Genomic DNA, 23,008 nt, shown 5'->3' on the forward strand with positions numbered 1-23,008 from the left:
TAACATGGATATTGATCCGCGCCGGCTGCGAGTTCTTCTTGCGGTTGCCCGTACGGGCGGAGTGCTCGCCGCGGCTGACGAACTGGGGATTACGCCGTCTGCTGTGTCCCAGCAACTCAACAAATTAGAGGACGAGACGGGGCACGCTCTGGTCGTACGCACACCCAAAGGCTCGGTTTTGACGCCCGCGGGCCTGGCCATCGCGGAAGCCGGCGAGGAGATAGAACGCGCACTCAGCGTCGCCCGCGCCCGGATCGAAGGCGGGGCCAAGATCGCGGGGGTCGTGCGGGTGGGCGGATTCACCAGCTTTGTCCGCACGGTGGTGATCCCGCGCCTGCCCGAGTGGCGCATCCAGTACCCGCAATTGCAGATCCGGATGATTGAGGACGACTACCCCGCCTTGATGCGGCTGCTCCGGCAGCGTGCGCTCGACGCCGTCGTGGTCGAGCTCGATTCGACGACGCCCGGTCAGCATTCGCTTTCCGCCGGAATGACCGAGGAGCCCCTCCTGGACGAGCCCTGGAAACTGGTGGTACCCGCGGGTGCCCTGCTCAGCACCGAGAACATCGACCTCGGCCGGCTGCCACTGCCATGGCTCGGCGTCGAGCCCTCAGCCGCCAACGCTTCGGTGCTCGGTCGCCTCCGTGAGTCAACCGGCGCCCAGATGGAGACCGTGCACCAGTACCAGGACACGCTGACCGCCCTCGCACTGATCGCCGCCGGCGAGGGTGTCGCCATTGTGCCCACCTTGGCGCTGACCGGAGTCGTCCAGGACGGCGTCGACGTCCTGGACGTCCCCGGACTCGGAACGCGACGCATCGTTCTGCGGCGGTTCGACCGGCGGCGGTCAGCCAGCATGCCGGTGGACACAGTCGCACGCCTTCTGCGGGAATCGGCTGCGGCGTTCGACACGCGCTCGACAACCTGACCTGTTCTCTATGTGTCCAGAGCTCTCTGGACACATAGGCGGGGTACGGCTATTTCCGGCAACATGCTCCGGGCGTAGGGTGAAAGCACCGCAGCTGGAGCGGCGGGGACGCCAAATAGCGTTTCCATCCGTGAAGAAACGAAGGAGATTCTCATGTTGCTTTGGATAGCCATCATCATCGCAGTTCTCTGGCTTCTCGGCCTGCTCGGCAACATCGGCGGCGGACTAATTCACCTGCTTTTGGTCATAGCCGTGGTGGTCCTGATCTTCCACTTCATCCGCGGTAGGTCCTCCCGCGTGTAAGACGCCACGTCTAAACCTCCGCCGCGGGCGCCGCGAACTGCGCCTCGTACAGCAACGCATATGCACCGCCCGCGGCCAGCAGGGACTCATGCGTGCCCTGCTCCACGATCTGCCCGGCCTCCATCACCAGGATGAGGTCGGCGTCGCGGATCGTCGAGAGGCGGTGCGCGATCACGAAGCTCGTCCGGTCCGACCGCAGCGCACTCATCGCCTTCTGCACCAGCACCTCGGTCCGGGTATCCACCGAACTGGTGGCCTCGTCCAGAATCAGCACCGACGGGCGGGCCAGGAACGCGCGGGCAATGGTCAGCAGCTGCTTCTCGCCGGCGGACACGTTGGAGCCCTCATCCTCGAGCAGCGTGTCGTACCCTTCAGGCAGGGCGCGCACGAACCGGTCCACGTACGTCGCCTGCGCCGCCTCCAGGATTTCCTCCTCCGAAGCCGAGGGCCGGCCGTACGCGATGTTGTCCCGGATGGTCCCGCCGAACAGCCACGTATCCTGCAGCACCATGCCCATCCGCGAGCGCAGCTCGCGCCGGGGAACCGAGGTGACGTCCACGCCGTCGAGCGTTATCCGCCCGGCGTCCAGCTCGTAGAACCGCATCATCAGGTTCACCAGGGTGGTCTTGCCGGCCCCGGTGGGGCCGACGATCGCCACCGTCTGCCCCGGTTCCGCCATCAGGCTGAGGTCCGTGATCAGCGGTTTGTCCGGTGAATAGGAGAACGAGACGTTCTCGAACACCAGGCGGCCCCGGCCGCCAACAGGAGCAGAGCCGGCAGCCTCAGCCGACTGCTCGTCCTCATCCAGCAACGAGAACACCCGTTCCGCCGACGCCACTCCGGACTGCAGCAGGTTGGCCATCGACCCCAGCTGGGCCAGCGGCTGGGTAAACTGCCGCGAGTACTGGATGAACGCCTGCACGTCGCCCAGCTGCATCGCCCCGGACGCCACCTGCAGCCCTCCCACCACCGCGACCCCCACGTACACCAGGTTCCCGATGAACGTCAGCGCCGGCATGATCAGGCCGCTGATGAACTGCGCCCCGAAGCTCGCCTCGAACAGCTCCGCATTCTTCTCCCGGAACCGCTCCTCCACCTCCCGCTGCCGGCCGAACACCTTCACCAGCGCGTGCCCCGTGTACGTCTCCTCGATCTGCCCGTTCAGCTCCCCCGTGTGCTTCCACTGGGCCACGAAGAGCTTCTGCGAGCGCTTGGCGATCAGCGCCGTCGTCACCAGCGTCAGCGGCACCGTTACCAGGGCAATCAGCGCCAGCACCGGCGAGAGCAGGAACATCATCACCAGCACGCCCAGCACCGTCAGCAGCGACGTGACCGCCTGGCTGATCGACTGTTGCAGGCTCTGCGAGATGTTGTCCACGTCGTTCGTCACCCGGCTGAGCAGTTCGCCGCGCTGGATGGAGTCGAAATACCGCAGCGGCAGCCGGTGTACTTTGGCCTCGATCCGCTCGCGCAGCCTGTACACCGTCCGCTGGACCACGCCGTTGAGCACGTACGCCTGGATCCAGCCGAACGCCGACGCCAGCACATACAGCGCCAGCGCCCACAGCAGCACGTTCGCCAGCGCCGCGAAGTCGATTCCCGCCCCCGGCGTCAGCGTCATCGCACCGAGCATGTCCGCCTGCGCATCCTGGCCGGACGCCCGCAGACCGGCGATCACCTGTTCCTTGCTCGCCCCGGCCGGCAGGTTTTTGGACACAACGCCGGCGAAGATCAGGTTGGTGCCCTCGCCCAGCAGCCGCGGCCCGGTCACCGAAAACGCCACACTTACGACGGCGAGCGCCAGTACCAGCACCAGCCATGCCCGCTCGGGACGCAGCTCGCCCAGCAGCCGCCGGGCCGACTGCCCGAAGTTCAGCGCCTTCTCCGCCGGGACATTCATTCCGGCGAACGGTCCGCCGCGTCCCGGTCCGCCGGCGGGCCGGGGAATGCGTACGACGTCGGCCTGCCGGGTTCCGGACGCAGCTCCGGTTCCGGGTGCGGCACCGGTTCCTTGGGCGCGGCTTGACGTGCTCATGCCGCCTCCTCCGCTGCCAGCTGCGAGGACACGATTTCACGGTACGTCTCCGACGTCTCCAGCAGCTCCCGGTGCGTTCCGCGCCCGACGATCCTGCCGCCGTCGAGCACCAGAATCTGGTCCGCGTCCACGATGCTGGAGACGCGCTGGGCGATGATCACCAGCGTGGCACCGGCGGTGTCCCGCCGCAGCGCCTGCCGGAGCCGGGCGTCCGTCGCGGTGTCCAGCGAGGAAAACGAGTCGTCAAAGATGTACAGCTCGGGCCGCTTCACCAGCGCCCGGGCGATCGCCAGCCGCTGCCGCTGCCCGCCGGACACGTTGGTGCCGCCCTGCGAGACGGGCGCGTCCAGGCCGCCCTCCATCTGCCGCACAAAATCCTCGGCCTGCGCGGTGGCCAGCGCCCGCCACAGCTCCTCTTCGGTGGCGTCCGGCTTGCCGTACAGCAGGTTGCTCCGCACGGTCCCGGAAAACAGGTACGGCCGCTGCGGCACCAGGCCGATATGCCCCCACAGCAGGTCGGGATGCAGCTCGCGCACGTCCACGCCGCCCATCCGCACCGACCCGGACGTGGCGTCGAAAAGCCGCGGCATCAGGTTCACGAGGGTGGTCTTCCCCGAGCCGGTGCTGCCGATGACCGCTGTCGTCCGGCCTGCGGCGGCGGTGAAGCTGACGCCGCTCAGGACCGGCCGTTCGGCACCCGGGTAGGCGAATCCGACCTCGCGCATTTCCAGCTCACCGCGGGCGGTGCCGGTTTGTTCCGCGAACACCACCGGGTTTGCCGGCGGCCGGACGGACGACTCCGTCTCCAGAACCTCTCCGATCCGGTCCGCCGAGACGGCCGCGCGCGGGATCATCACGGCCATAAAGGTGGCCATCATGACGGACATCAGGATCTGCAGCAGGTAGCTGAGGAACGCCACCAGTGTGCCCACCTGCATGGAGCCGTCCTCGATCCGGAACGACCCGAACCAGATCACCGCCACGCTGGACACGTTCAGCACCAGCATCACCACGGGAAACGCGAGCGCCATCAGCCGCCCGGCCCGCAGCGCCGTGTCCGTGACGTCCGCGTTGGCGCCCGCGAAGCGCTCCGTTTCCAGGTCCTCGCGCACAAACGCCCGCACCACCCGGATGCCCGCCAGCTGTTCCCGAAGCACCCGGTTGACGGCGTCGATCCGCAGCTGCATCAGGCGGAACAGCGGCACCATCCGGCTCACAATCAGCCCGACGCCGATCAGCAGCGCCGGCACGCTCACCGCGATCAGCCACGACAGCTGGGCATCCTGCCGGACGGCCATCACCACGCCGCCGATGCTGAGCATGGGCGCGGCCACCATCAGTGTGGCGGACATCAGCACCAGCTGCTGGACCTGCTGGACGTCGTTCGTGGACCGCGTGATGAGGCTCGCCGGGCCAAACCGGGTGACCTCCTGCTCGGAGAATCCGCCCACCCGGCTGAAGATCGCCCCGCGCAGGTCGCGCCCCATCCCCATCGCCGCCTTGGCACCGAAGTAAACTGCCGTCACCGCGCAGGCAATCTGCAGCAGGGTGATGAACAGCATGAGGCTGCCAACGCGCAGGATGTAGCCGGTGTCCCCTCTGGCAACGCCCAGGTCAATGATGTCCGCGTTCAGCGTGGGGAGATAGAGGGAGGCAACGGACTGCGCCAACTGAAAAACGACGACGGCGATCAGCAGCCGCCGTTGCGGCTGCAGGTACCGGACAAGAAGCTTCCAAAGCATCCAGGTGCACCCTTGCAGCAGGTCCTCGAAGTGATGGGAAGGCCAGTGTACGTCCGGCGGCTGAGGACAGCCTGTAGGCTGAGGCCGTAGCCGGAATTCCGGAAACGGCAAATTGAACACCGCAAATTGAAGAATGGGGACTTCATTGAGCGATCAGCAGTTGGGCTTTGGCGAGCCCGGAAACATACCGGCGGCTGTCCGGCTCTCGGCAGCCTGCTGGGTGGCCAGCGCCGTGGTGGCCGGCATGATGCCCGTCATCCTGGAGGTGGCTGGTATCGACTTTGGCCAGTCGATCCCAGATTGGGTGGTGCCCTATCTGGTGGCGTTCGCCGTCCCGCTGACAGCCCTGCAGGTATTGGCGGCCCAGCATTTGCTGCACGGAGCCAGATGGGCCCGCATTCTCCTCACTGTCGCCGCTGCCCTGTCGGCGCTCGGCGTACCCGTCGACCTCACGGCCCTGATCCTTGCCGGACTGGTCCTGACGCTGGCCGGGGCCACGCTGATGTGGCTGCCCGCATCCAACCGCTTTTTCGTGCTGCACCGCAGCGGCCCCGCCTATCCCGTGCCGGCACCTTCCGGCGCTGACACCGCCCTCGCTGACACGGCCCTCAAGGGAGAACTCCTGTGACTGACACGCTCCTTCTGCCCGCCGTGGCCGAGGCCTTGGCCGCCCACGGCTTGGTCCACGAGGTCCTGGAATGTTCACCGGATCTGGCGGACACGGCGGAGTTCTGCGCCCACTACGGCTTCAGCCTGGAGCAGGCGGCCAACACCATCCTGGTCGCCTCCAAAAAGGTGGAGCCGCCCCGGTATGCGGTGTGCGTGGTCCTGGGCACCACCCGGCTGGACGTGAACCGCTCCGTCCGGGACCTGCTCGACGTCAAGCGCGCCTCCTTCGCCGACGCCGGCACCACCACCGCGCTGACCGGCATGCTGGTGGGCGGCGTCACCGTGCCCGGCATTGCCGGGCTTCCCGTGTACGTGGACCAGGCCGTGATGGACGTGCCCCGGGTGGTCATGGGAGGCGGCAACAGGTCCAGCAAGATCGTTCTGGACCCGGCCGAGCTCCTCAAACTGCCGGGAGTCGAGGTGGTGGACGGGCTCGCCGGAGCGCGTACAGCCCCAAGCCACGATATGCAGGGTTGAACTCCAGAGAAAGAACAGCATGTCCGCCACCGTGAACGAATATCCCTTTTCGCAGGTCGACGTTTTCGCCCCCGGGCCTAGACCCGGCAACCCGGTTGCCGTCGTCCATGATGCCGACGGCCTGTCCACCGAACAAATGCAGAGCTTCGCGAACTGGACCAACCTCTCCGAGACCACGTTCCTGCTGAAGCCGACACAGCCGGAGGCCGACTACCGCCTGAGGATCTTCACGCCGGCGTCCGAGTTTCCTTTCGCCGGGCACCCCACGCTCGGCTCCGCGCACGCGTGGCTGGAGAATGGCGGCCAACCCCAGCGCCCGGGCGAACTCGTGCAGGAATGCGAGGTGGGGCTCGTGAAGATCAGCCGAACCGACGGCGAACAGTTCTTCGAGGCGCCGCCGCTGCTCCGTTCCGGTGCCGTGGAACCTGAGGTGCTGGAGCAGGCCATTGCGAGCCTGGGCATCACACCCGAACAGGTTCTGGACAGCAACTGGGTGGACAACGGACCCGGCTGGCTCGGGATCCGGCTGGCCTCGGCCCGGCAGGTGCTCGACCTGGTGCCCGACTTCGTGGCCATGGGACAGCTGAACGTGGGCGTCATCGGCCCCTATGGAAACGGCGGCCCGGCAGACTTTGAGGTGCGCGGTTTCCTTCCCAGCCTGGGTATCCCCGAAGATTCAGTCACTGGCAGCCTGAACGCAGGCCTCGCCCAGTGGCTGATCGGTTCGGGAGCAGCGGACGCCAACTACACCGTCAGCCAGGGCACTGTCCTGGGCCGCGGCGGCCGGCTGACCATCACTGGCGAAGGCGGCAGCATCTGGGTCGGCGGCACCAGCCGCACAGTCATCCGGGGCAGCGTCTTCCTGTAGTTCCGAGGCCGCTTGAATTCCGACCGCCCGTTCGACGAACGTGCCGGGGACGGGCCGGTGCCCCATTGCGCCTGCCCGTCCCAGTCCGTGGTGTTCGTCGGTGACCTGGATGGTGATCTTCGTGTCGGGTCCCTTGCGGGGGCCGCGGCGCTTCTGCACGGCCCCTGCGCAATACTGTCCCCCGCAACGCTCAAGAATGGCGCAACTTTCGGGCAGGATCACTGCAAGATCCGGCGGGCCCGCCGTCGTACGTTTTTTAGTGCCGTACGCGGCCGTGGGCTGCTGCGGACGGCTGCTGGTTGGACCAAAGAAAGTGACGTCCGCCTCAAAGCAGCAACGTTGCACGGTCCCGGGGCGTTGGACAGGGGACGGAAGGAGGCCACATGCTCATTGTTCTGACAGGAATCGACGGTTCGGGAAAGACGACGGCGGCCCGTTCCCTGGTTGCCGCAGCCCGGGCGGAGGGTAAGGACGCGCTTTTGCTGAGCAACTATGCCGGCCGGCGGCGGATGTCCCTGCTCAGCGCAAAGCTCGGCATCCGGCTGCCAGCGCGCCTGGCCGACGCGGCTGAAAGCACCATGCGGGTGTTCAATGTGCTGGTGTCGCATGCCCGGGCATCCCGGTTCCGGGGCCTTGTTGTCATGGACCGGCACCTTCATTGCCAGCTGGCGCTGCGCGAGGCAAGGGGCCTGCGCCGCGGGCGGCTTCTCCCCTGGCTGCTCCGCACCCTGCCCACCCCGGACGTGGTCCTCCACCTGGACGTGAGCCCCGAAACCGCACACCAACGGATCTTGGCGCGCGGCACGGACGAGGAATCCGTTGCCGAACTGGCCGCCCTCCGGAACGCCTACCGCGCACTGCCCGAATACGCAGACATGGTTAGGATCGACGCCGGCGGCCCTCCGGGGCGACGTACTGGCCAAGCTGCTTGACGCCGTCGATTTCCGCCGGCTACTCAAGGTTTAGTCAAGAATTTCCAAAACGGCCAAATAGGCCTTCCCTCGGGTTCCGCCGGCTGTACATTAGTGCCAGCTCTCCTCTTTCCCCCCAAACCGGAGTGCTGGAAGCCTCCGCGCTGGAGTCGTCTGATTCGCGCGGAGGCTTCCCCTTTCACCCTCCGCACCAGCTTCACCCCAACACTGCCGGCCGGCATGGCATCCTCTGGCCACACTCCGCCCTCGGCGATATAGTAAGCATGCTGATGACCTCGGATTGCCGGACCATCATCTGTTCACTTCGACGAAGGAGACACTATGAGCACGAGGGTTGAGAAGCGCATTCTGGTGAACGTGCCGGTCAGCACGGCATACAACCAGTGGACCCAGTTCGAAGACTTTCCGCACTTCATGGGCGGCGTCAAGAAGGTGACCCAACTCAGCGACGACCGCCTCGAGTGGGTGGCCGAGATCGCGGGCGTGAAGCGCAAGTGGGAGGCACGGATCCTCGAGCAGAAGCCGGACCAGAAGGTTGCCTGGGCCGCCACGGAGGGGGCCACCAACGCCGGCTCGGTGGAGTTTGAAGACGTGGGCGGCGGCCAGACCTCCATCAAGCTGTTCATCGACTACGAACCCGAGGGGATCGTGGAGAAGATCGGCGACAAGCTTCACGTCGTGGAGCACCAGGCCGAGGCCGACCTTAAGAGGTTCAAGGCATTCATCGAGGACGAAGGCTACGCCAGCGGCGCCTGGCGGGGCTCGGTCAATGAAGGCGGCACGGTGGGCACCCCTGGCGTTGAGCACGCTGCCGGGTCGCTCGGCGACAGCGGCAAGGCCGGCGTCTCCGGCAAGATGGCGGCGGCCGCCGGAGTGGCGGCTGCAGCAGGCGCGGCAGCAGCAGTTGCCGCGGGCGGCAAGGACAAGGACACCGACGCGGCCTATGTTGTGGACGAGACCGTCACCCTGGTGGTTCCGGAGTACACCGAAACCACCGTCGTTACCGACACGACCGACACCCCGGGCTTCTCCGGCGGAACTGCGGCGGACACCGTTGCAGGCGGAACTGCTGCCGGTGGAACTGTTGCCGGTGGAACTGCGGCAGGCGCCGGCTCGGCGCTGACGGACGAGACCATCGCCCATCCCTTCGACCAGACCAACGGACTGATTGACGACGAAGGCGACTCGGACGAGACCGCTGCAAGCGACACACGCAGCGCCGCAGACCGGGCCGAAAGCGCAGACCGCGATCCCGGCACCATCCCGCCCCTGGGCGGCACCTCCGGCCAGCACTAAGGCGGGCTGGCATCCAACAGAATCGCAAAAACGACGGCGGGACTACCCGCCGTCGTTTTTGTCCATTTGCTGCCCTGGATGCCAGTTTTGAACGCTTTATTTTGAGCATTGACCCCGACGTCACGCGGTGGCAACGTAGGATTAATCTTCCTTCCCCCAGTGCCGGGGGATTTGCACAAATATTTCCCTGCCCCGGCGTCTGCGCCCAGGCAAGCACAATTTGATATCGCAACAGTTGCGGCAGCGATATCGCACGCCCTGACATATGAGAATCCTTTATTTCTCTAACCCGACTCAGTCGTCTCATTAATGCTTGCCTGAACAAATGTTCTCATCGAGAACGGCAGGTGTGGGGGCCCACATGGAAATACTAAGAATTGTCCTTTATTCACACGACTCATTGGGTCTCGGTCACGTGCGGCGCAATCTCGCGCTGGCCCACGCACTGAGCAACCAACTCCCCCTCCTGACGGGCCGCGACGTTACCGGCATCCTCATTTCCGGCACCGCACTCGCCCCCGGGTTCGATCTTCCGGCCGGCTGGGACTGGGTCATCCTGCCCGGAGTGGAAAAGAGCCATGACGGCTATCAGCCCCGCCACCTTACAGTGCCCATGCAGGACCTCGTTTCCCTGCGGGCCGGCCTGCTCCAATCGGTGCTGGGCGGCTTCCGTCCCGATCTGGTAGTGGTTGATCGCCACGCCACCGGCATCCACCGCGAACTTGAACCCGCCCTGCGACGGGCCCGCGCGGCCGGGCCCGTCCGCACAGTTCTGGGACTGCGCGAGGTCCTGGATGAGCCTGAGGCAGCCAACGCCGAATGGGAGAAGGTGGGCGGCGCGCCACTGGTCAAAGACCTATTTGACGCCATCTGGGTTTATGGCGATCCTGCCATCCATGATCCTGTTGCTGCGGGCGAAATTCCGCATTCCTTCTCCAAACTGATCCGCTACACCGGATACCTTGCGGCAGGGCGGCCGCCCGGCCCCGGGAAGCTCAGCGTGCAGCGCCCTTATTTCATAACGACGGTGGGCGGCGGCGCTGACGGGCACGCCCTGGCAGCCATGGCGGCGGCGGCCGACGTTCCTGCGGGCGTGCGGCATCTGATCATCGCCGGGCCCCAGATGCCAGGGCGGCAGATCACGGACCTGCGGCGGCGCGCAGCCCCAGGCGTAAGGATTGCCGAGCGGCTCAATGACATGGTGCTTCACCTGCGCGGAGCCCAGGCCATCGTGTCCATGGGGGGTTACAACACCGTCTGCGAAATCATGAGCACCGACGTTCCTGCCCTGATTGTGCCGCGCATCCACGCCCGCTCCGAGCAGCGGATCAGGGCCGCCTCCCTGGCTTCCGCGGGGTACCTGGAATATCGCGAGATCACCACATTGACGCCGGGGATCCTCTCCGGCTGGCTGGTCCGCCGGCTGGGCACCAGGGTGGACCGGAGGCAGGCGCGGCTTGACGGGCTGGTCCGCGTGCCGCAGCTCGCGGCCGAACTCCTGCAGCCCCTGCTGCGCCCTGACGCATCTTCGGCGCCCAGCAGCTCACGGGAAGGTGCCGCGCATGTTGCAATCTGAACCGGCTACCGCCTACATCCTGAAAATGTACCCGCGGTTCTCCGAGACGTTCATCGTCTCCGAGATTCTGGCGCGCGAGGCCGCCGGAGACAGGATTGAGATCTTCTCCCTCCGACCGCCCAACGACCCCCGCTTCCATCCCGAGCTGGCACGCGTCAAGGCGCCCGTGACGTATATCGCCCGGCCGAAGAGCGCCGAGCGTGTCTGGGAGACCTTCCGCGCCGCGGAAGCCGCCGGGCTAGCCCCGGCGGTGTCCCGGGTTTTCGCGGAACTGGCCACCACGGACACAAACGATGCGATTCAGGCCATCAGCCTCGCCGTCGCCCTGCAGAACCGCAACATCAGGCACCTGCACGTCCATTTCGCGTCAATCCCCACGACCGTGGCGAGGCTCGCCTCGGCCATCACCGGCATTCCCTATTCCTTCACAGCGCACGCGGTGGATATTTTCGTTGAGATCGTCGACGACGATCTCCGGACCAAGTTTGCCCAGGCCCACCATGCCGTGACGATCAGCGAGTACAACCTGCGATTCCTGACCCGCCGCTTCCCGGACGTTACCTCGCGCCTGCACCTGGTGCGAAACGGTCTGGACCTCGACCGCTTCCCGTACCGCGACCCCCGGACCATCGGTGCCACGGTGCGGGTGGCCGCCGTCGGACGGCTCGTGGAGAAGAAGGGATTCCAGCATCTGATGCCGGCCGCCGCAGAGCTCGTGGCCCAGGGCGTCCCGCTCGACCTGAGAATCGCAGGAACTGGAATCCTCGCCGCGCAACTGCAGTCCGCCGTCGAGCAGCTGGGGCTTGCGGACCACGTCAGACTGCTGGGGCCGCAGACCCAGGACCAGGTCCATGAGCTGCTGGATTCCTGCGACGTGTTCGTTGCTCCCTGTGTGGTGGCGGCGGACGGCAACGCAGACGGGATGCCCACGGTGCTGCTGGAGGCCATGGCCACCGGCGCGCCATGCATTTCCACTGCCGTGACCGGCATCCCTGAGGTGGTGCACAACGGACGCACGGGAATCCTGACGCCGCCCGGCGATCCGCACCTGCTTGCACAGGCCATCCGCCGCATGAGCGCTCCATCAACGAACAGGGTGTCCCTGGCGCGCAATGCCCGTGCACTGATCGAACGGGACTACGACGTGCGGAATCAGGCAGAGATGCTCCGTGCCCTGGCGCCCGTGGCAAGGAAGGTGGCGTAATGCGCGTCGCCTACATCTGCGCCGATCCCGGCGTCCCGGTCTTCGGGACCAAGGGATCCTCCGTCCATGTCCAGGAGATCGTGCGCGCCTGGGGCAGGGCCGGAGCCGACGTCACGGTGTACTGCGTCCGCGCCGGGAACGACCGCCCGGCCGACCTCACGGGTCTGCCCGTCGTGGAACGGCCGCCCCGCAAGGCAGAACCGGCCGTGCGCGAGCGCGCCATCGAAGAGGCGGCGTCCTCCCTCGCTGACGCCGCCCTCCGCAACGGCTGCGACCTCGTCTATGAACGCTACTCGCTGTTCAGCGCCGCCTTGGCCATGGTGGCCGGCGCACTCGGGGTCCCGGCCGTCCTTGAGGTCAACGCGCCGTTGATCGAGGAGCAGCAGCGGTACCGCCAGCTTTTTGATGTTGGCCTCGCTGAATCGATGCTCCGCCGGAACGCCCTGGCCGCCGACGCCGTGGCCTGCGTCTCTGAGCCGGTGCTCCGTTGGGTGAAGCAGCGCGTACCCGAGGCCAGGACCGTGCTGGCACCGAACGGCGTCAACACCGACCGGATTACGGCCCGGACGTGGTGGCAACCTTCCGGACAGCGGGCAGGACACGGCCGTTTCACAGTGGCGTTCACCGGCACCCTCAAGCCGTGGCACGGCGTCCCGGACCTGCTCGAGTCGGTGGCCCTGGCTAACGCTGATCCGGAGAGAGCGGGCTTGTGGACGGTGAGGATCATCGGCGACGGGCCGGGCCGGCCGGACCTCGAACGGCTCGCCACCCGGCTCGGCGTGGAGACGGAGTTCACCGGTGCCGTCCCGCCGGACTCCGTGCCTGGCCTGCTGCATGAATGCGATGCCGCCGCTGCGCCGTACCTGCAGCCCGCGCCCGGCCAGGACCACTACTTTTCGCCGTTGAAGGTGTACGAATACCTGGCATCGGGCATGCCGGTGATCGCCACGGCCCTGGGCCAGATCCCGTCCATCATTGAGCACGGCCGCACCGGGCTGACGGTCCCTGCCGGCGATTTGGCAGGGTTCGCCGCCGCCCTGAACCGTCTGGGGGCTGACGCCGCGCTCCGCGAACGGCTGGGCACCCAGGCCCGGGCCGCCGCCGTCGAACATCACAGTTGGGACGGCGTGCTTTCCCTGATCACCGCGGCGCTGGCATCCCGGCAGGAGGTGGCCTGACCATGACCGCGCACGACCACCGAGCGCAGCCGCCAGGGCAGAAAGCGGCCGTCGAGCGGAAGCCTGCGGGCCCATCCAGGCGGCGGGGGCGGAACCCCGCCCGGCCGCCAAAGCCGGATTCCGGGCTGCGGCGCACACTGCGCAGTGTGCGCCCGCATCTCCAGGGCCACCGCGTCCTCATGGTGGGCGGATTCGTCGGGCTCACGTTCGACGTGGCTTTCCGCTTGGTGGAACCTTGGCCCCTCAAGGTGGTGATCGACGCCGTCTCCCGCTCGCTGGGCGCCACGCTGCACAAACCCGGTCCCAGCATGGACGCCAGCATGCAGACGCTCATCCTGTGCGGGGCGGCGGTGGTGGCTATCAGTATTGGGCGCGCCATCTCCAACTACTGGTCCGCCGTCTGCTTCGCCCTCATCGGCTCGAGGGTCGCCGCTGACCTGAGGGCACGGGCCTTCCGCCACGTGCAGGGCTTGTCCATGCGCCACCACACCCGGGCGTCCACCGGGGACACCGTCCAGCGCCTGGTGGGCGACGTGACCCGCCTGCAGGACGTGGCCATCACCGCCGGGCTGCCGCTCCTGGGCAACATGGCCACCCTGGTGGCAATGACCGGCATCCTGCTTTGGTTGGATCCCCTGCTCTCCCTGGTGGTGGTCCTGGCCGCCGGCGTCTTCGTCCTCCTTTCCCGCGCCAGCTCAGGCCCCATCACGGCGGCGGCCGGCAACTCCCGCAGGGGGGAAGGGCACTTGGCCACGACGGCGGCGCAGACCTTGGGTGCCATCCGCGAGGTCCAGGCTTACGGGCTGGAGGACACCATCAGTTCCGGCTTCCGCAGCAGTAACCAGGCAACCCTGGGGACGGGCGTTGTGGCGCTGCGGCTCGCCGCCGGCCTCGAGCGGCGCACGGACGTGCTGATCGGCGTAGCGACGGCGGTGGTGTTGGCCGGAGGCGGCTGGCGGGTCATGGAGCACGTGATCACGCCGGGTGACCTGGTGATATTCCTGATGTACCTCAAGACGGGCATGAAACCGCTAAAGGACGTGGCGAAACAGATTGGCCGGATCGCCCGTGCCACGGCCTCCGGCGAGCGGGTGGCGGACCTGCTGGAAGCACAGACGGACCTGCCGGAGTCCGCCCATGCCCGCCGCCTGGACAACAGGAACCCGGACATCGTTATTGATGACGTGTCCGCGGGCCACGGCGACGGAATGGTGCTTCACGGGATCAACCTCACCATCCCGGCCGGTGAGCACGTGGCCATCCTAGGCCCGTCCGGCGCCGGAAAGTCCACCCTGGCCAGCCTCATCCTGCGCATGATCGACCCCGCCACCGGATCTGTCAGGGTGGGCGGCGAGGACCTGCGGGACCTCAAAATCGCATCCGTGCGGTCCCACGTGTCCATCCTGCTGCAGGACTCCGTGCTGTTCGGCATCTCCGTCCGGGACAACATCCGGTTCGGCAGGCTCGACGCCACGGACCGGGAAATCGAGGAGGCTGCCGCCCTGGCCCAGGCCGGCGACTTCATCCGCGCCCTTCCGGACGGCTACGACACGGTGCTGGGCGAAGCGGCAAAGGACCTCTCCGGCGGCCAGCGGCAGCGGATCGCCATTGCCCGCGCCATCCTCCGGCGGGCCCCGATCGTGATCCTCGACGAAGCGACGGCAGGCCTGGACGCCGCCTCCCGGGATTCCGTCCTGCAGGCCCTCGCCGCCCTGACCCGCGAACGAACCTCCATCACGATCACCCACGATCCCCACTCCGCCCGTTCCTGCGACCGCATCGTGTGGCTCGAAAACGGCAGGATTGTGGAGGAGGGACGCCCGGAGGAGCTGCTGCGGGATCCCGGGTCCAGGTTCGCCCGCTGGATGGATGACGAGGACCCCAGCCGGCCCGAAGAGAAGCTGGAAGTGCCATGACCGGGGCAGAACCAGCGTTCAGGGATCCGGACCTCTCCCTGGCCAGCCGCGATGATGCGCTCCCTTGCCTTCCCTACCTGCTGGACGACGCCCGCCTGTCCTCGCTGCTCGGCGAAACCGTCCGCGTGACCCGGGTCCGCTACAAGCCTCGCACCTCCTTGCTGGTGGCATTCCGGTGCATCCGCAACGGCGCCTTCGTCTACGGGTGGGCCATGACCCGGACCCGCGCCGGCAACTCCGATCTCCTGCGGCGGGAGCTCACCTCGCGGTCCCGCGGTGGGGGTATCCGGGTCCTGCGCCCCGATCCGCGGCTGGACGACAACCTGGTGGCGGTGGGCGGCGTCGAGGACGACTGGCTCCTCTACAGAAACCTGCTCTGGCTGCGCGAACACGGCATGGAACGGCTCGGCCTCCCGCAGCGGCCGGGCAGCGCGCTGGCCGGCGCAGGCAGCGCGGTGCGGTACAAACCCGAGCGCCGTCTGGTCCTCTTCGTCCAGAACTCCGGCACACCGGTGGTCATCAAGGTCGCCGCCAGGCCGGCCGGTGCCGAACAGGAGGCCCATTTCCTGGAGCGGCTGAGCCTGCACGGTGTTCCGCACCTCCCCGAGCTGGGCGACGCCGAATGCCTGAGGCACGGCATCACCGCCTGCGCGGCCTGGGGCGGCGGCGACCTTGCAGGTCTCGACGACGACTCCGGGGCGGTCAACGCGGGGGAAGCCCTGGCAAGGCTACATGGCATACCCCCCGGCGGATTCCCGGAAGGGCAGGACGTCTGGCGTGACCACGTCGCGGCGCAGATGCAGGCCACACGGTCCATGGTTGCGTTGCTGCTTCCCACACTGGAGGAGCCGGCCAGGCGGGTCGAATCCGAGCTCCGCGCCCGCCTGCTGACGGACGGCGCGGCAACCGAGTACGTCTTGGTGCACGGGGACTTCTCCCCTGACCAGGTGCTGGTGGGGGGCTCGGAAGTGCGCCTCATAGATTTTGACCGGGCGCGCACCGGTGTGGCTGAGGCTGACCTGGGATCGTTCGCTGCCGCGGAGGAAGCCGTCCGGGCCGGTGCTTCCGCAGTGCCAGCAGGGGGCGCGGGAGGCCCGAAAACCGCACGGCTCAACGAGGGCTACGCCAGGGCGGGCGGGAGGTTCACCGAAGCCGGCGTGGACGCCTGGGCGGCCTACCGGCTCTACAACAGCAGCGTCGAACCCTTCCGCGACCGGTCCCCGGAATGGGCCGCCGACATGTCCTGGCATCTGCACCGGGCCAAGGAACTGATCTAATGAACTGGCATCCTCCCGTACCCCGCCGCGTGACCGACCCCGCGGGAAAAGAGTGGCTGGTGAGCCGTTCGTGGCCCGGCGTTTCGGCAGACCGGTACGTCCTCGAAGTGCAGTCGCCCGGCTATCCCGGGGTGCTGGGCGGGTTCTTCCGCGAAGGCCGGTTTGTCCCGGTAGGTGCGGACGACTCCAAGCTGCCTGCACTCGCCCTCGAGTCGCCTAAGGGCGAAACCGTGGTCCACCGCGCCCACAAGCGGGCAGTCCTGTGTGCCGGTGACACCTACATCAAAGTGTTCCGGCCTGAACAGGCGCCTGCGGCGGCCACAAACCATGTGTTGGCCACCGCACCCCTGGCCGGCGGCCACTTCAGGACACCGGTGATGACCTCAGCCCGGCCGGATGTCCTGGTTTTCGGCCGCCTGGCGGGGCGGTCGTATCATGAGCTCGGCCAGGACCGGACGACCGTCCCGGACGAGTTCTTTGCCGGCATGTGGGCTGACTGGTCGCACGCCTGGACGGAATCTGTTGCCCGTGCCAGGGGCTCCGCTTTCCGCGCCAGCCTGGAGCAGCTTCCGCTGCACGATGCCGAGGAGGAACTGGTCAAGGTGCGGCGGTGGATCGATCACTGGCTGCTCCACAGCAATGGGATCCCCGAGGCTGAGCAGGGACGCGCTGCGCTCCTGGCACAGGCCGACGCCGTCACGGCCGGTCTTCTGGCCGGGCCCCGCGATCCCCTCGGGTGGGCGCACGGAGACCTGCACGACAAACAAATACTGGGCAGCGACAACACCGGAGCGCCGGGGCTGCTGGATTTCGACGAGGCCTGCAGGGCCGAGGCCGCCCTGGACCTGGCCAACCTGGACGTGCACCTGGAACTGCGCCGGAGGCAGAATCTCCTGAGTGAGCAGCGGTTTGCAGTCGCCCATGCGAGCATCGGATCGGCGGCCCGCCGCCTGCACGTCCGCCCGGAACGGTTCGAGGCGTATGCCGCTTCCGCCCGGCTGCGGCTGGCCTGCATGTACTCCTTCCGCCCGCCGTGGGGATCCTGGGCGGTGAGGTACCTGACATCAATGGACCTGGTTTCGCCGGAGCTGCGCCGATCACCGAAATGCCGAGCGCCGCGGCGCGAACCTGTCCCGCTATAGAGCACAGAACCGAGTCTGACATGAGCAATTCCCCATGGGGAGATTACGTCGCCCCGTCCGTCCCGCCGTCGTCCGTTAGAAGTCCCGCTGGCCTTTCCCTGTCCGTCATCGGAACCGGTTACCTTGGCACCACGCACGCCGTCTGCATGACGCTGCTGGGGCACCGCGTGGTGGGGATCGACGTCGACGAGAACAAGATCCGTTCACTGGCCAGCGGAACACTGCCGTTCTACGAACCGGGACTGCAGGAACTGCTCCGCCGGATGCTGGACAGCGGCAGGCTGAGCTTCACCACCGACTTCTCCGCCGCACGCGGCGCCGATATCCATTTCCTGTGCGTCGGCACCCCGCAGATGCCCGATTCGCCGGCCGCCGACCTCCGCTTCCTGGACGCAGCCCTCGCCCGGCTGGCACCGCACCTGGACAGGGACTGCCTCGTGGCCGGCAAATCCACGGTGCCCATCGGCACCGCCGAGCGGCTGGCCCAATTCCTGCAGCTGAACGCCCCGGCGGGCAACCGGGCAGAGCTGGCCTGGAACCCGGAATTCCTCCGCGAAGGGCACGCCGTCGAGGACACCCTGCACCCGGACCGGCTCGTGTTCGGTGTCGCGTCCGAGTGGGCCCGAGGTCGGCTGGCAGCCTGCTACGCGCCGATCATCGCCCTGGGCACTCCAGTGGTGGAGACCGACCCCGCCACCGCCGAACTGGTCAAGGCCGCCGCCAACTCCTTCCTCGCCACCAAAATCTCCTACATCAACGCGATGGCCGAAATCTGCGAAGCCACCGGCGCCGACGTCAACCAACTCGCCGCAGCCCTCTCCTACGACAACCGGATCGGCGGCCGATTCCTCACACCCGGCCTCGGCTTCGGCGGCGGCTGCCTACCCAAAGACATCCGCGCCTTCACCCACCGCGCCAAAGAACTCGGCGTCGGACAGGCCGTGGGCTTCCTGCAGGAGGTGGACGCCATCAACCAGCGCCGCCGCCAACGCACCGTGGACCTCATCACCGAAATGGCCTGCGGGGACCTGGCCGGCGTGCACGTCACCGTCCTCGGCGCCGCCTTCAAACCCGACTCGGACGACATCCGCGACGCCCCCGCCCTGGACGTGGCCCGCATGCTCCACCAGGCCGGCGCCAAAGTCACTGTCTTCGACCCCAAAGCCATGGACAACGCCCGGCTCAGCTACCCAGACCTTGCCTACGCGGACACCCTCGAAGCTGCGGTGACAGGAGCTGAGATCGTGGCCCTCCTCACCGAATGGGACCTCTTCCGCCAAGCCGACCCCGCCACGCTAGGCGCCTTGGTACAGCGGCGGAACATCGTGGACGGCCGGCACGCGCTGGATGCCGACGCGTACCGCGCCGCCGGCTGGGACTACCGCGCCCTCGGCGCCCCCAACCGGATGCCAGCGCGGGTTCCGCAGGGACACGGTTCATTCGTTGCAGAGGCGCATGTGCCTGAGCACGTGTAGCCGGGCGGTGCCATCAGAGTGCGGGGTCCGGTGTTCCGGCTGACTTGTTGCGGGTTTCCATCAGGTGCAGCTGCAGTTTCGCTTCTGCTTCCCGGCGCCGCTTGGCCTGCTCACGCATCTTCCGTGTTGCCTCGGAGCCTTCGGAGTGGATCAGTCCGGCCGTTCGATTGCGGGGAGCGCCACCGCCGGAGGGTGCCGCCGCCATAAGTTCATCGCTCATGCCTCATGGTCACATGGCCGTGATCCTGCGGGAAGAGCCGTAACCGGATCGGAACCTGGCGGCATTCATAAGGGCCGGCGGCGGTTGGGAAGGCGCCCCGGGCTCGTAAGGATCGCTCTCCGGGGCTCTTGCCGTCGGCCCCACCTTCATTTTACGAGCCCGGAGCCCCGTGAAACAGGGGTTCTCGGGCAAATCCGCACCGCTTTGGCCGTCCGTTGGGCGGGCCGGCGTTGGAATATGGGGCGTTCCGGGCACTAGACGTCCGCCAAAGCGGTGCAGATATGGGCGGCAGAGTCCGGCCTAGACCCGAGGCCTACTGGACGAGGAGAACCCGCCATGACTGACAACACGATCCGCCTCACGCGCTACTTCCCGCACCCACCGGAGGCGGTCTGGAAGGCACTTACCACGCCCGACCTGCTCGCACGCTGGTGGGCGCCCGGCGGCATCGCCCCCCCACCGTTGAGCATCGCTTCACCCTCGACATGGGCGCTTGGGGCACCCAGCAGTGCGAAGTCCTCAGCGTAAACCCGGGCACGTCCATCAAATTCCTGTTTGCCGAAGGCGCCCTGGACACCACCATCACGTGGACGCTTGAAACCGTCGAGGACGGCACGGTCCTGCACCTGGAGCACGCCGGCTTCAAGCTCGATACCCCGATGGGCCGGCAGGCATTCAGCGGCATGGGCAACGGCTGGCCCGGCGTGCTGTCGCGGATAGACGGCGTCCTCGTGGATGCTGCGCGCCCTTAGCCCGGCGGCGGGACACCAACAAGGATGAGGAGGCAACGCAATCGACAGTCGACCGCGTTGCCTCCTCGGCCTGTACCCCTCCGGGGCTAGAGCACTGTAGTTCGGGTGAGGGAGAGGTTCTTCGTCTCCCGGAAGAAAAGAATAACGACGACGGCGGAGACTACCGCCACGCCCATCAGGTAGAAGGCGGGAGCCAAGGGTGTGCCGAAGCCTGCAACCAGGCCGGTGGCCACGAAGGGCGCGGTACCGCCGAAGAGGACGTAGGCCAGGGTGTAACCGATGGCCGAGCCGGACGCCCGGACAGAGCTGGGGAACATCTCCACGAGGGCCGGCACGTTGGAGGTTCCGATTACGGCCACCAGGGCGCCCAGGATGCTCGTTCCAAGGATGGCGAAGCCGAGTCCCAGCGGCATGATCGCGAAGGCGGGAATCGTCATCACCACGAAGCCAACGCACGCCACCAGCAACATCCTCTTGCGTCCGTACTTGTCACTGGCCCTGGCCGCGACCGGGCACGTCACGGTGTAGACCAGCATGGTGACCACGCTGGTGATCATCGACTCCGTGCTTGAGTAGTGGAGGCTGGATGTCATGTAGGCGATCATGTAACTGCTCATCAGGTAATAAGCCACGGCGTTGGTGATGCTGTAGCCGAAGAGCGTGAAGATCTGCCGGGCACACATGCGGACAGCGTCGCCGAGCGGCCTCTTGGCCACTTCGCCCTTGTTCTCAAGGCCGCGGAAAACGGGAGTGTCATCCACGCGCGACCGGATGTACAAACCGATCAGGCCAAGCGGCGCAGCGAGCAGGAAGGGGATCCTCCAGCCCCAGGCCTGCAGGTCGGCCGGGCTGAGGTTTGCCGTGATGGCGGCGCCGAGGAGTGCACCGGCAACCGAAGCCAGGCCGACAGTGGCCGGAATTATGCTGGCGTAAGTGGCGCGCTTGCCAGCCGGGGCGTACTCAACGATGAAGGCGGACGATCCGGTGTACTCGCCTCCCGTCGTGAAGCCCTGGACGGCCCGGAAGACGAACAGCAGGATGGGCGCCCAGATGCCGATCACGGCGAACGTCGGCAGGATGCCGATACAGAACGTGGCTGCGCTCATGATCACCACGCACAGCCCGAGCATCTTGTTGCGCCCGATCCTGTCGCCGTAACGGCCGAAGAACGCTGCCCCGAGCGGCCTGGCGATGAAGCCGCCGGCGAAGATCGCCCACACGGCCAGCAGGGACGCCGTCGTCGAATAGTCCGGGAAGAAGAGCTTTGCGATCGTCACCGACATCACCGCATAGGCGGCGGAATCGAACCATTCCACGAAGTTTCCGACGGCGGCCGCTGCGGCCACGCGCTTCAGGCTGCGCCGGGAGGAAGACTCAGTTTCAGCGACGTTCTGGGTCATGGTGTTCATGATGGCTGTCCTTCGAGACGGGGAGAAGGGGTTGTGTGAGGGCGTTCACGCAGCTCTGCGCGCTGGACTTTTCCGGTAGCCGACTTCGGCAGCTCGGCGACGTATTCAATGAATCGCGGGTAGGCGAAGCGGGAGAAGTTCTCCTTCACGTGGGCCACGATGGCTTCACTCAGGTCCGCTCCCCCACAGTGGCCGGGCGTCAGTTCCACCCATGCCTTAATGGACTGGCCTCGGAGCTCGTCGGGCACGCCGGTGACCGACACGTCCTTCACTGGGTCGAGCTCACGAATGACTGCCTCCAGCTCGTAGGGTCCCACTCTGTAGCCGGACGTTTTGATGACGTCGTCGGTCCTCCCCAGGAACCAGAAGTAGCCGTCATCGTCCGCGTAGGCCTGATCCTTGGTGTGGTACCAGCCGCCCCCGAACGCGGCGGCGGACGCCTCCGGCATGTTCCAGTATCCCAAGGGAAATTGCGGGTTGGAGCGCGCGCGAAGGCAGATCTCGCCGGTCTCGCCGACGGGAACTTCCTGCTCATTCGCGTCCAGGAGGCGGACCTCCCAGCCGGGCAGCGGACGGCCCATCGAGCCGGGCTTCACCGGAACGTCCGGGTAATTCCCCAGCAGCGGGTACGACTCTGTGGAACCGTAGTAGTCGAGCAGCGTCACGCCGTACTGCGACTCGAACCATTCGATCAGGTCCTGCGTCAGGGGCTCATTTGACGAACAAACCGTCCGCAGGGACAGCGGGAAGCGAGTGCCGGCGTCGGGCACGTCTTCGCGCATCTTGCGCAGGAACGTCGGGTTGACGAGCGCGCTGGTGACGCCGTTGCGGCTCATGCTGTCCAGCAGGGCCGCGGGGTCGAAGCCGCCGGCGGGGCGGAAGACCAGGTGCGTGGCGCCGAGCCGCAGCGGGCCCATCAGCTTGGCGAGCGACCACGCCCAGTCCCCCGCGCCGTAGAAGACGTCGCCGTCCCCGATCTGGTGGCAGAACTCGAACTCGTTGTGGCCCAGGAGCGTCCTGTGGGCGTGGACGATTCCCTTGGCCCGGCCTGTGGTGCCCGACGTGTAGAAGATGAGGGCGGGGTCGTCGGCTTTCGTTTCGACGTCCTGGAACTCCGTGGGCGCCTCGGCGATTGCGGGGCTGTCGATATCGATGAACGTCCCGTCGTAACCGCCGAACAGTGATTTTGCGGAGTCTTCGGCGAGGATCACCGAGGCGCCGCTGTCTTCGAGCCGGAAGCGGATGGGTTCTGCCGCCCAAAGCAGGGACATGGTGACCAGAATGGCGCCGGTCCGCAGCACGCCGAGGTAGGCGGCGGGGGTGTCGGCGCGCTGCGGCAGGAGCACGGCGACGCGGTCGCCTTTCTTGATGCCGGCGGCTTGCAAGGTAGCGGCGATCTGCCGGGAACGGTCCTGGATTTCTCCCCAGCTCACCTCGCGTTGACCTTCGACGGCGGACTCCAGGATGAGTGCGCGCTTGCTCCGCGGGTGCCGGTCGGCGACGTCGACGGCCATGTTGTAGAACTCCGGCACCTCCCAGCGGTGGGCGTCGAGCAGTTCTGCGTAGCGGTCCTGGGTGGCAGTGTTCGGTGTCATGGCTGCGGATCCCC

21 protein-coding genes are annotated in these 23,008 nt (G+C 67.1%); 16 read left to right on the top strand and 5 right to left on the bottom strand.

Translation table 11 applies throughout. The annotated features are described in order from the left end of the window. The first annotated feature begins 4 nt into the window (after positions 1 to 4). A complete protein-coding gene (locus QF036_RS22435) occupies positions 5 to 928 on the top strand; it encodes a LysR family transcriptional regulator (protein ID WP_307105366.1) in 924 nt (307 codons plus the stop codon). Positions 929 to 1,081: 153 nt separating this feature from the next. Then, positions 1,082 to 1,231 (top strand): lmo0937 family membrane protein, encoded by a 150-nt coding sequence (locus QF036_RS22440; protein ID WP_307105367.1) that lies wholly within the window; start codon positions 1,082 to 1,084, stop codon positions 1,229 to 1,231. A gap of 10 nt (positions 1,232 to 1,241) precedes the next feature. Here QF036_RS22440 and QF036_RS22445 read toward each other — a convergent pair whose 3' ends face one another. Both QF036_RS22445 and QF036_RS22450 read right to left on the bottom strand, forming a co-directional pair. Beyond that, on the bottom strand, positions 1,242 to 3,266 hold the full coding sequence (locus QF036_RS22445; RefSeq protein ID WP_307105368.1) for an ABC transporter ATP-binding protein: 2,025 nt from the start codon (positions 3,264 to 3,266) through the stop codon (positions 1,242 to 1,244). Beyond that, positions 3,263 to 5,008 (bottom strand): ABC transporter ATP-binding protein, encoded by a 1,746-nt coding sequence (locus QF036_RS22450; RefSeq protein WP_307105369.1) that lies wholly within the window; start codon positions 5,006 to 5,008, stop codon positions 3,263 to 3,265. The genes QF036_RS22445 and QF036_RS22450 overlap by 4 nt, the downstream gene beginning before the upstream one ends. 145 nt (positions 5,009 to 5,153) lie before the next feature. On the opposite strand from QF036_RS22450, the gene QF036_RS22455 reads away from it, so the two are divergent. From QF036_RS22455 to QF036_RS22510, 12 genes are all read left to right on the top strand, one after another. Beyond that, positions 5,154 to 5,636, top strand: a complete 483-nt coding sequence (locus QF036_RS22455; RefSeq protein ID WP_307105370.1) for a hypothetical protein — start codon at positions 5,154 to 5,156, stop codon at positions 5,634 to 5,636. Next, a complete protein-coding gene (locus QF036_RS22460; protein WP_307105371.1) occupies positions 5,633 to 6,154 on the top strand; it encodes a YbaK/EbsC family protein in 522 nt (173 codons plus the stop codon). Before QF036_RS22455 ends, QF036_RS22460 begins: the two co-directional genes overlap by 4 nt. Positions 6,155 to 6,173: 19 nt before the next feature. Then, entirely contained in the window at positions 6,174 to 7,022 is an 849-nt protein-coding gene (locus QF036_RS22465) for a PhzF family phenazine biosynthesis protein (protein ID WP_307105372.1), read from the top strand. A 383-nt stretch (positions 7,023 to 7,405) separates the two neighbouring features. Beyond that, positions 7,406 to 7,954 (top strand): AAA family ATPase, encoded by a 549-nt coding sequence (locus QF036_RS22470; protein WP_307105373.1) that lies wholly within the window; start codon positions 7,406 to 7,408, stop codon positions 7,952 to 7,954. Between the two features lie 321 nt (positions 7,955 to 8,275). After that, a complete protein-coding gene (locus QF036_RS22475) occupies positions 8,276 to 9,250 on the top strand; it encodes an SRPBCC family protein (RefSeq protein WP_307105374.1) in 975 nt (324 codons plus the stop codon). Between the two features lie 415 nt (positions 9,251 to 9,665). Beyond that, the gene (locus tag QF036_RS22480; RefSeq protein WP_307105375.1) at positions 9,666 to 10,826 is read left to right on the top strand and encodes a glycosyltransferase family protein; all 1,161 of its coding nucleotides are present in this window, start codon (positions 9,666 to 9,668) and stop codon (positions 10,824 to 10,826) included. After that, positions 10,813 to 12,030: a glycosyltransferase gene (locus tag QF036_RS22485; protein WP_307105376.1), complete on the top strand. Its 1,218-nt coding sequence runs from the start codon at positions 10,813 to 10,815 to the stop codon at positions 12,028 to 12,030. The genes QF036_RS22480 and QF036_RS22485 overlap by 14 nt, the downstream gene beginning before the upstream one ends. Beyond that, on the top strand, positions 12,030 to 13,208 hold the full coding sequence (locus QF036_RS22490; RefSeq protein ID WP_307105377.1) for a glycosyltransferase family 4 protein: 1,179 nt from the start codon (positions 12,030 to 12,032) through the stop codon (positions 13,206 to 13,208). Before QF036_RS22485 ends, QF036_RS22490 begins: the two co-directional genes overlap by 1 nt. Positions 13,209 to 13,210: 2 nt before the next feature. Further along, complete coding sequence (locus tag QF036_RS22495) at positions 13,211 to 15,124, top strand: ABC transporter ATP-binding protein (RefSeq protein ID WP_373460224.1); 1,914 nt, start codon at positions 13,211 to 13,213, stop codon at positions 15,122 to 15,124. Then, a complete protein-coding gene (locus QF036_RS22500; protein WP_307105379.1) occupies positions 15,121 to 16,401 on the top strand; it encodes an aminoglycoside phosphotransferase family protein in 1,281 nt (426 codons plus the stop codon). Before QF036_RS22495 ends, QF036_RS22500 begins: the two co-directional genes overlap by 4 nt. Further along, a complete protein-coding gene (locus QF036_RS22505) occupies positions 16,401 to 17,543 on the top strand; it encodes a phosphotransferase (protein WP_307105380.1) in 1,143 nt (380 codons plus the stop codon). The genes QF036_RS22500 and QF036_RS22505 overlap by 1 nt, the downstream gene beginning before the upstream one ends. Before the next feature lie 20 nt (positions 17,544 to 17,563). Then, positions 17,564 to 19,018, top strand: a complete 1,455-nt coding sequence (locus QF036_RS22510) for a UDP-glucose dehydrogenase family protein (protein WP_307105381.1) — start codon at positions 17,564 to 17,566, stop codon at positions 19,016 to 19,018. Positions 19,019 to 19,031: 13 nt separating this feature from the next. On the opposite strand, the gene QF036_RS22515 is transcribed toward QF036_RS22510, so the two are convergent. After that, positions 19,032 to 19,238 carry a hypothetical protein gene (locus QF036_RS22515; RefSeq protein WP_307105382.1) on the bottom strand — a complete coding sequence of 69 codons (207 nt, stop codon included), beginning with the start codon at positions 19,236 to 19,238 and terminating at the stop codon, positions 19,032 to 19,034. Between the two features lie 336 nt (positions 19,239 to 19,574). Here QF036_RS22515 and QF036_RS22520 point away from each other — a divergent pair, with 336 nt between their 5' ends. Both QF036_RS22520 and QF036_RS22525 read left to right on the top strand, forming a co-directional pair. Then, entirely contained in the window at positions 19,575 to 19,766 is a 192-nt protein-coding gene (locus QF036_RS22520; RefSeq protein ID WP_307105383.1) for an SRPBCC family protein, read from the top strand. Further along, positions 19,724 to 19,990, top strand: a complete 267-nt coding sequence (locus tag QF036_RS22525) for an SRPBCC family protein (RefSeq protein WP_307105384.1) — start codon at positions 19,724 to 19,726, stop codon at positions 19,988 to 19,990. The genes QF036_RS22520 and QF036_RS22525 overlap by 43 nt, the downstream gene beginning before the upstream one ends. Positions 19,991 to 20,076: 86 nt before the next feature. Here the strand turns inward: QF036_RS22525 and QF036_RS22530 are convergent, their stop codons facing one another. Continuing rightward, complete coding sequence (locus QF036_RS22530) at positions 20,077 to 21,399, bottom strand: MFS transporter (RefSeq protein WP_307105385.1); 1,323 nt, start codon at positions 21,397 to 21,399, stop codon at positions 20,077 to 20,079. Further along, positions 21,396 to 22,994, bottom strand: coding sequence for an acyl-CoA synthetase (locus tag QF036_RS22535; RefSeq protein ID WP_307105386.1), 1,599 nt, complete (start codon positions 22,992 to 22,994; stop codon positions 21,396 to 21,398). The genes QF036_RS22530 and QF036_RS22535 overlap by 4 nt, the downstream gene beginning before the upstream one ends. Positions 22,995 to 23,008: the final 14 nt, after the last annotated feature.

The organism is Arthrobacter globiformis (genome assembly GCF_030817195.1).
GTDB lineage: Bacteria > Actinomycetota > Actinomycetes > Actinomycetales > Micrococcaceae > Arthrobacter > Arthrobacter globiformis_D.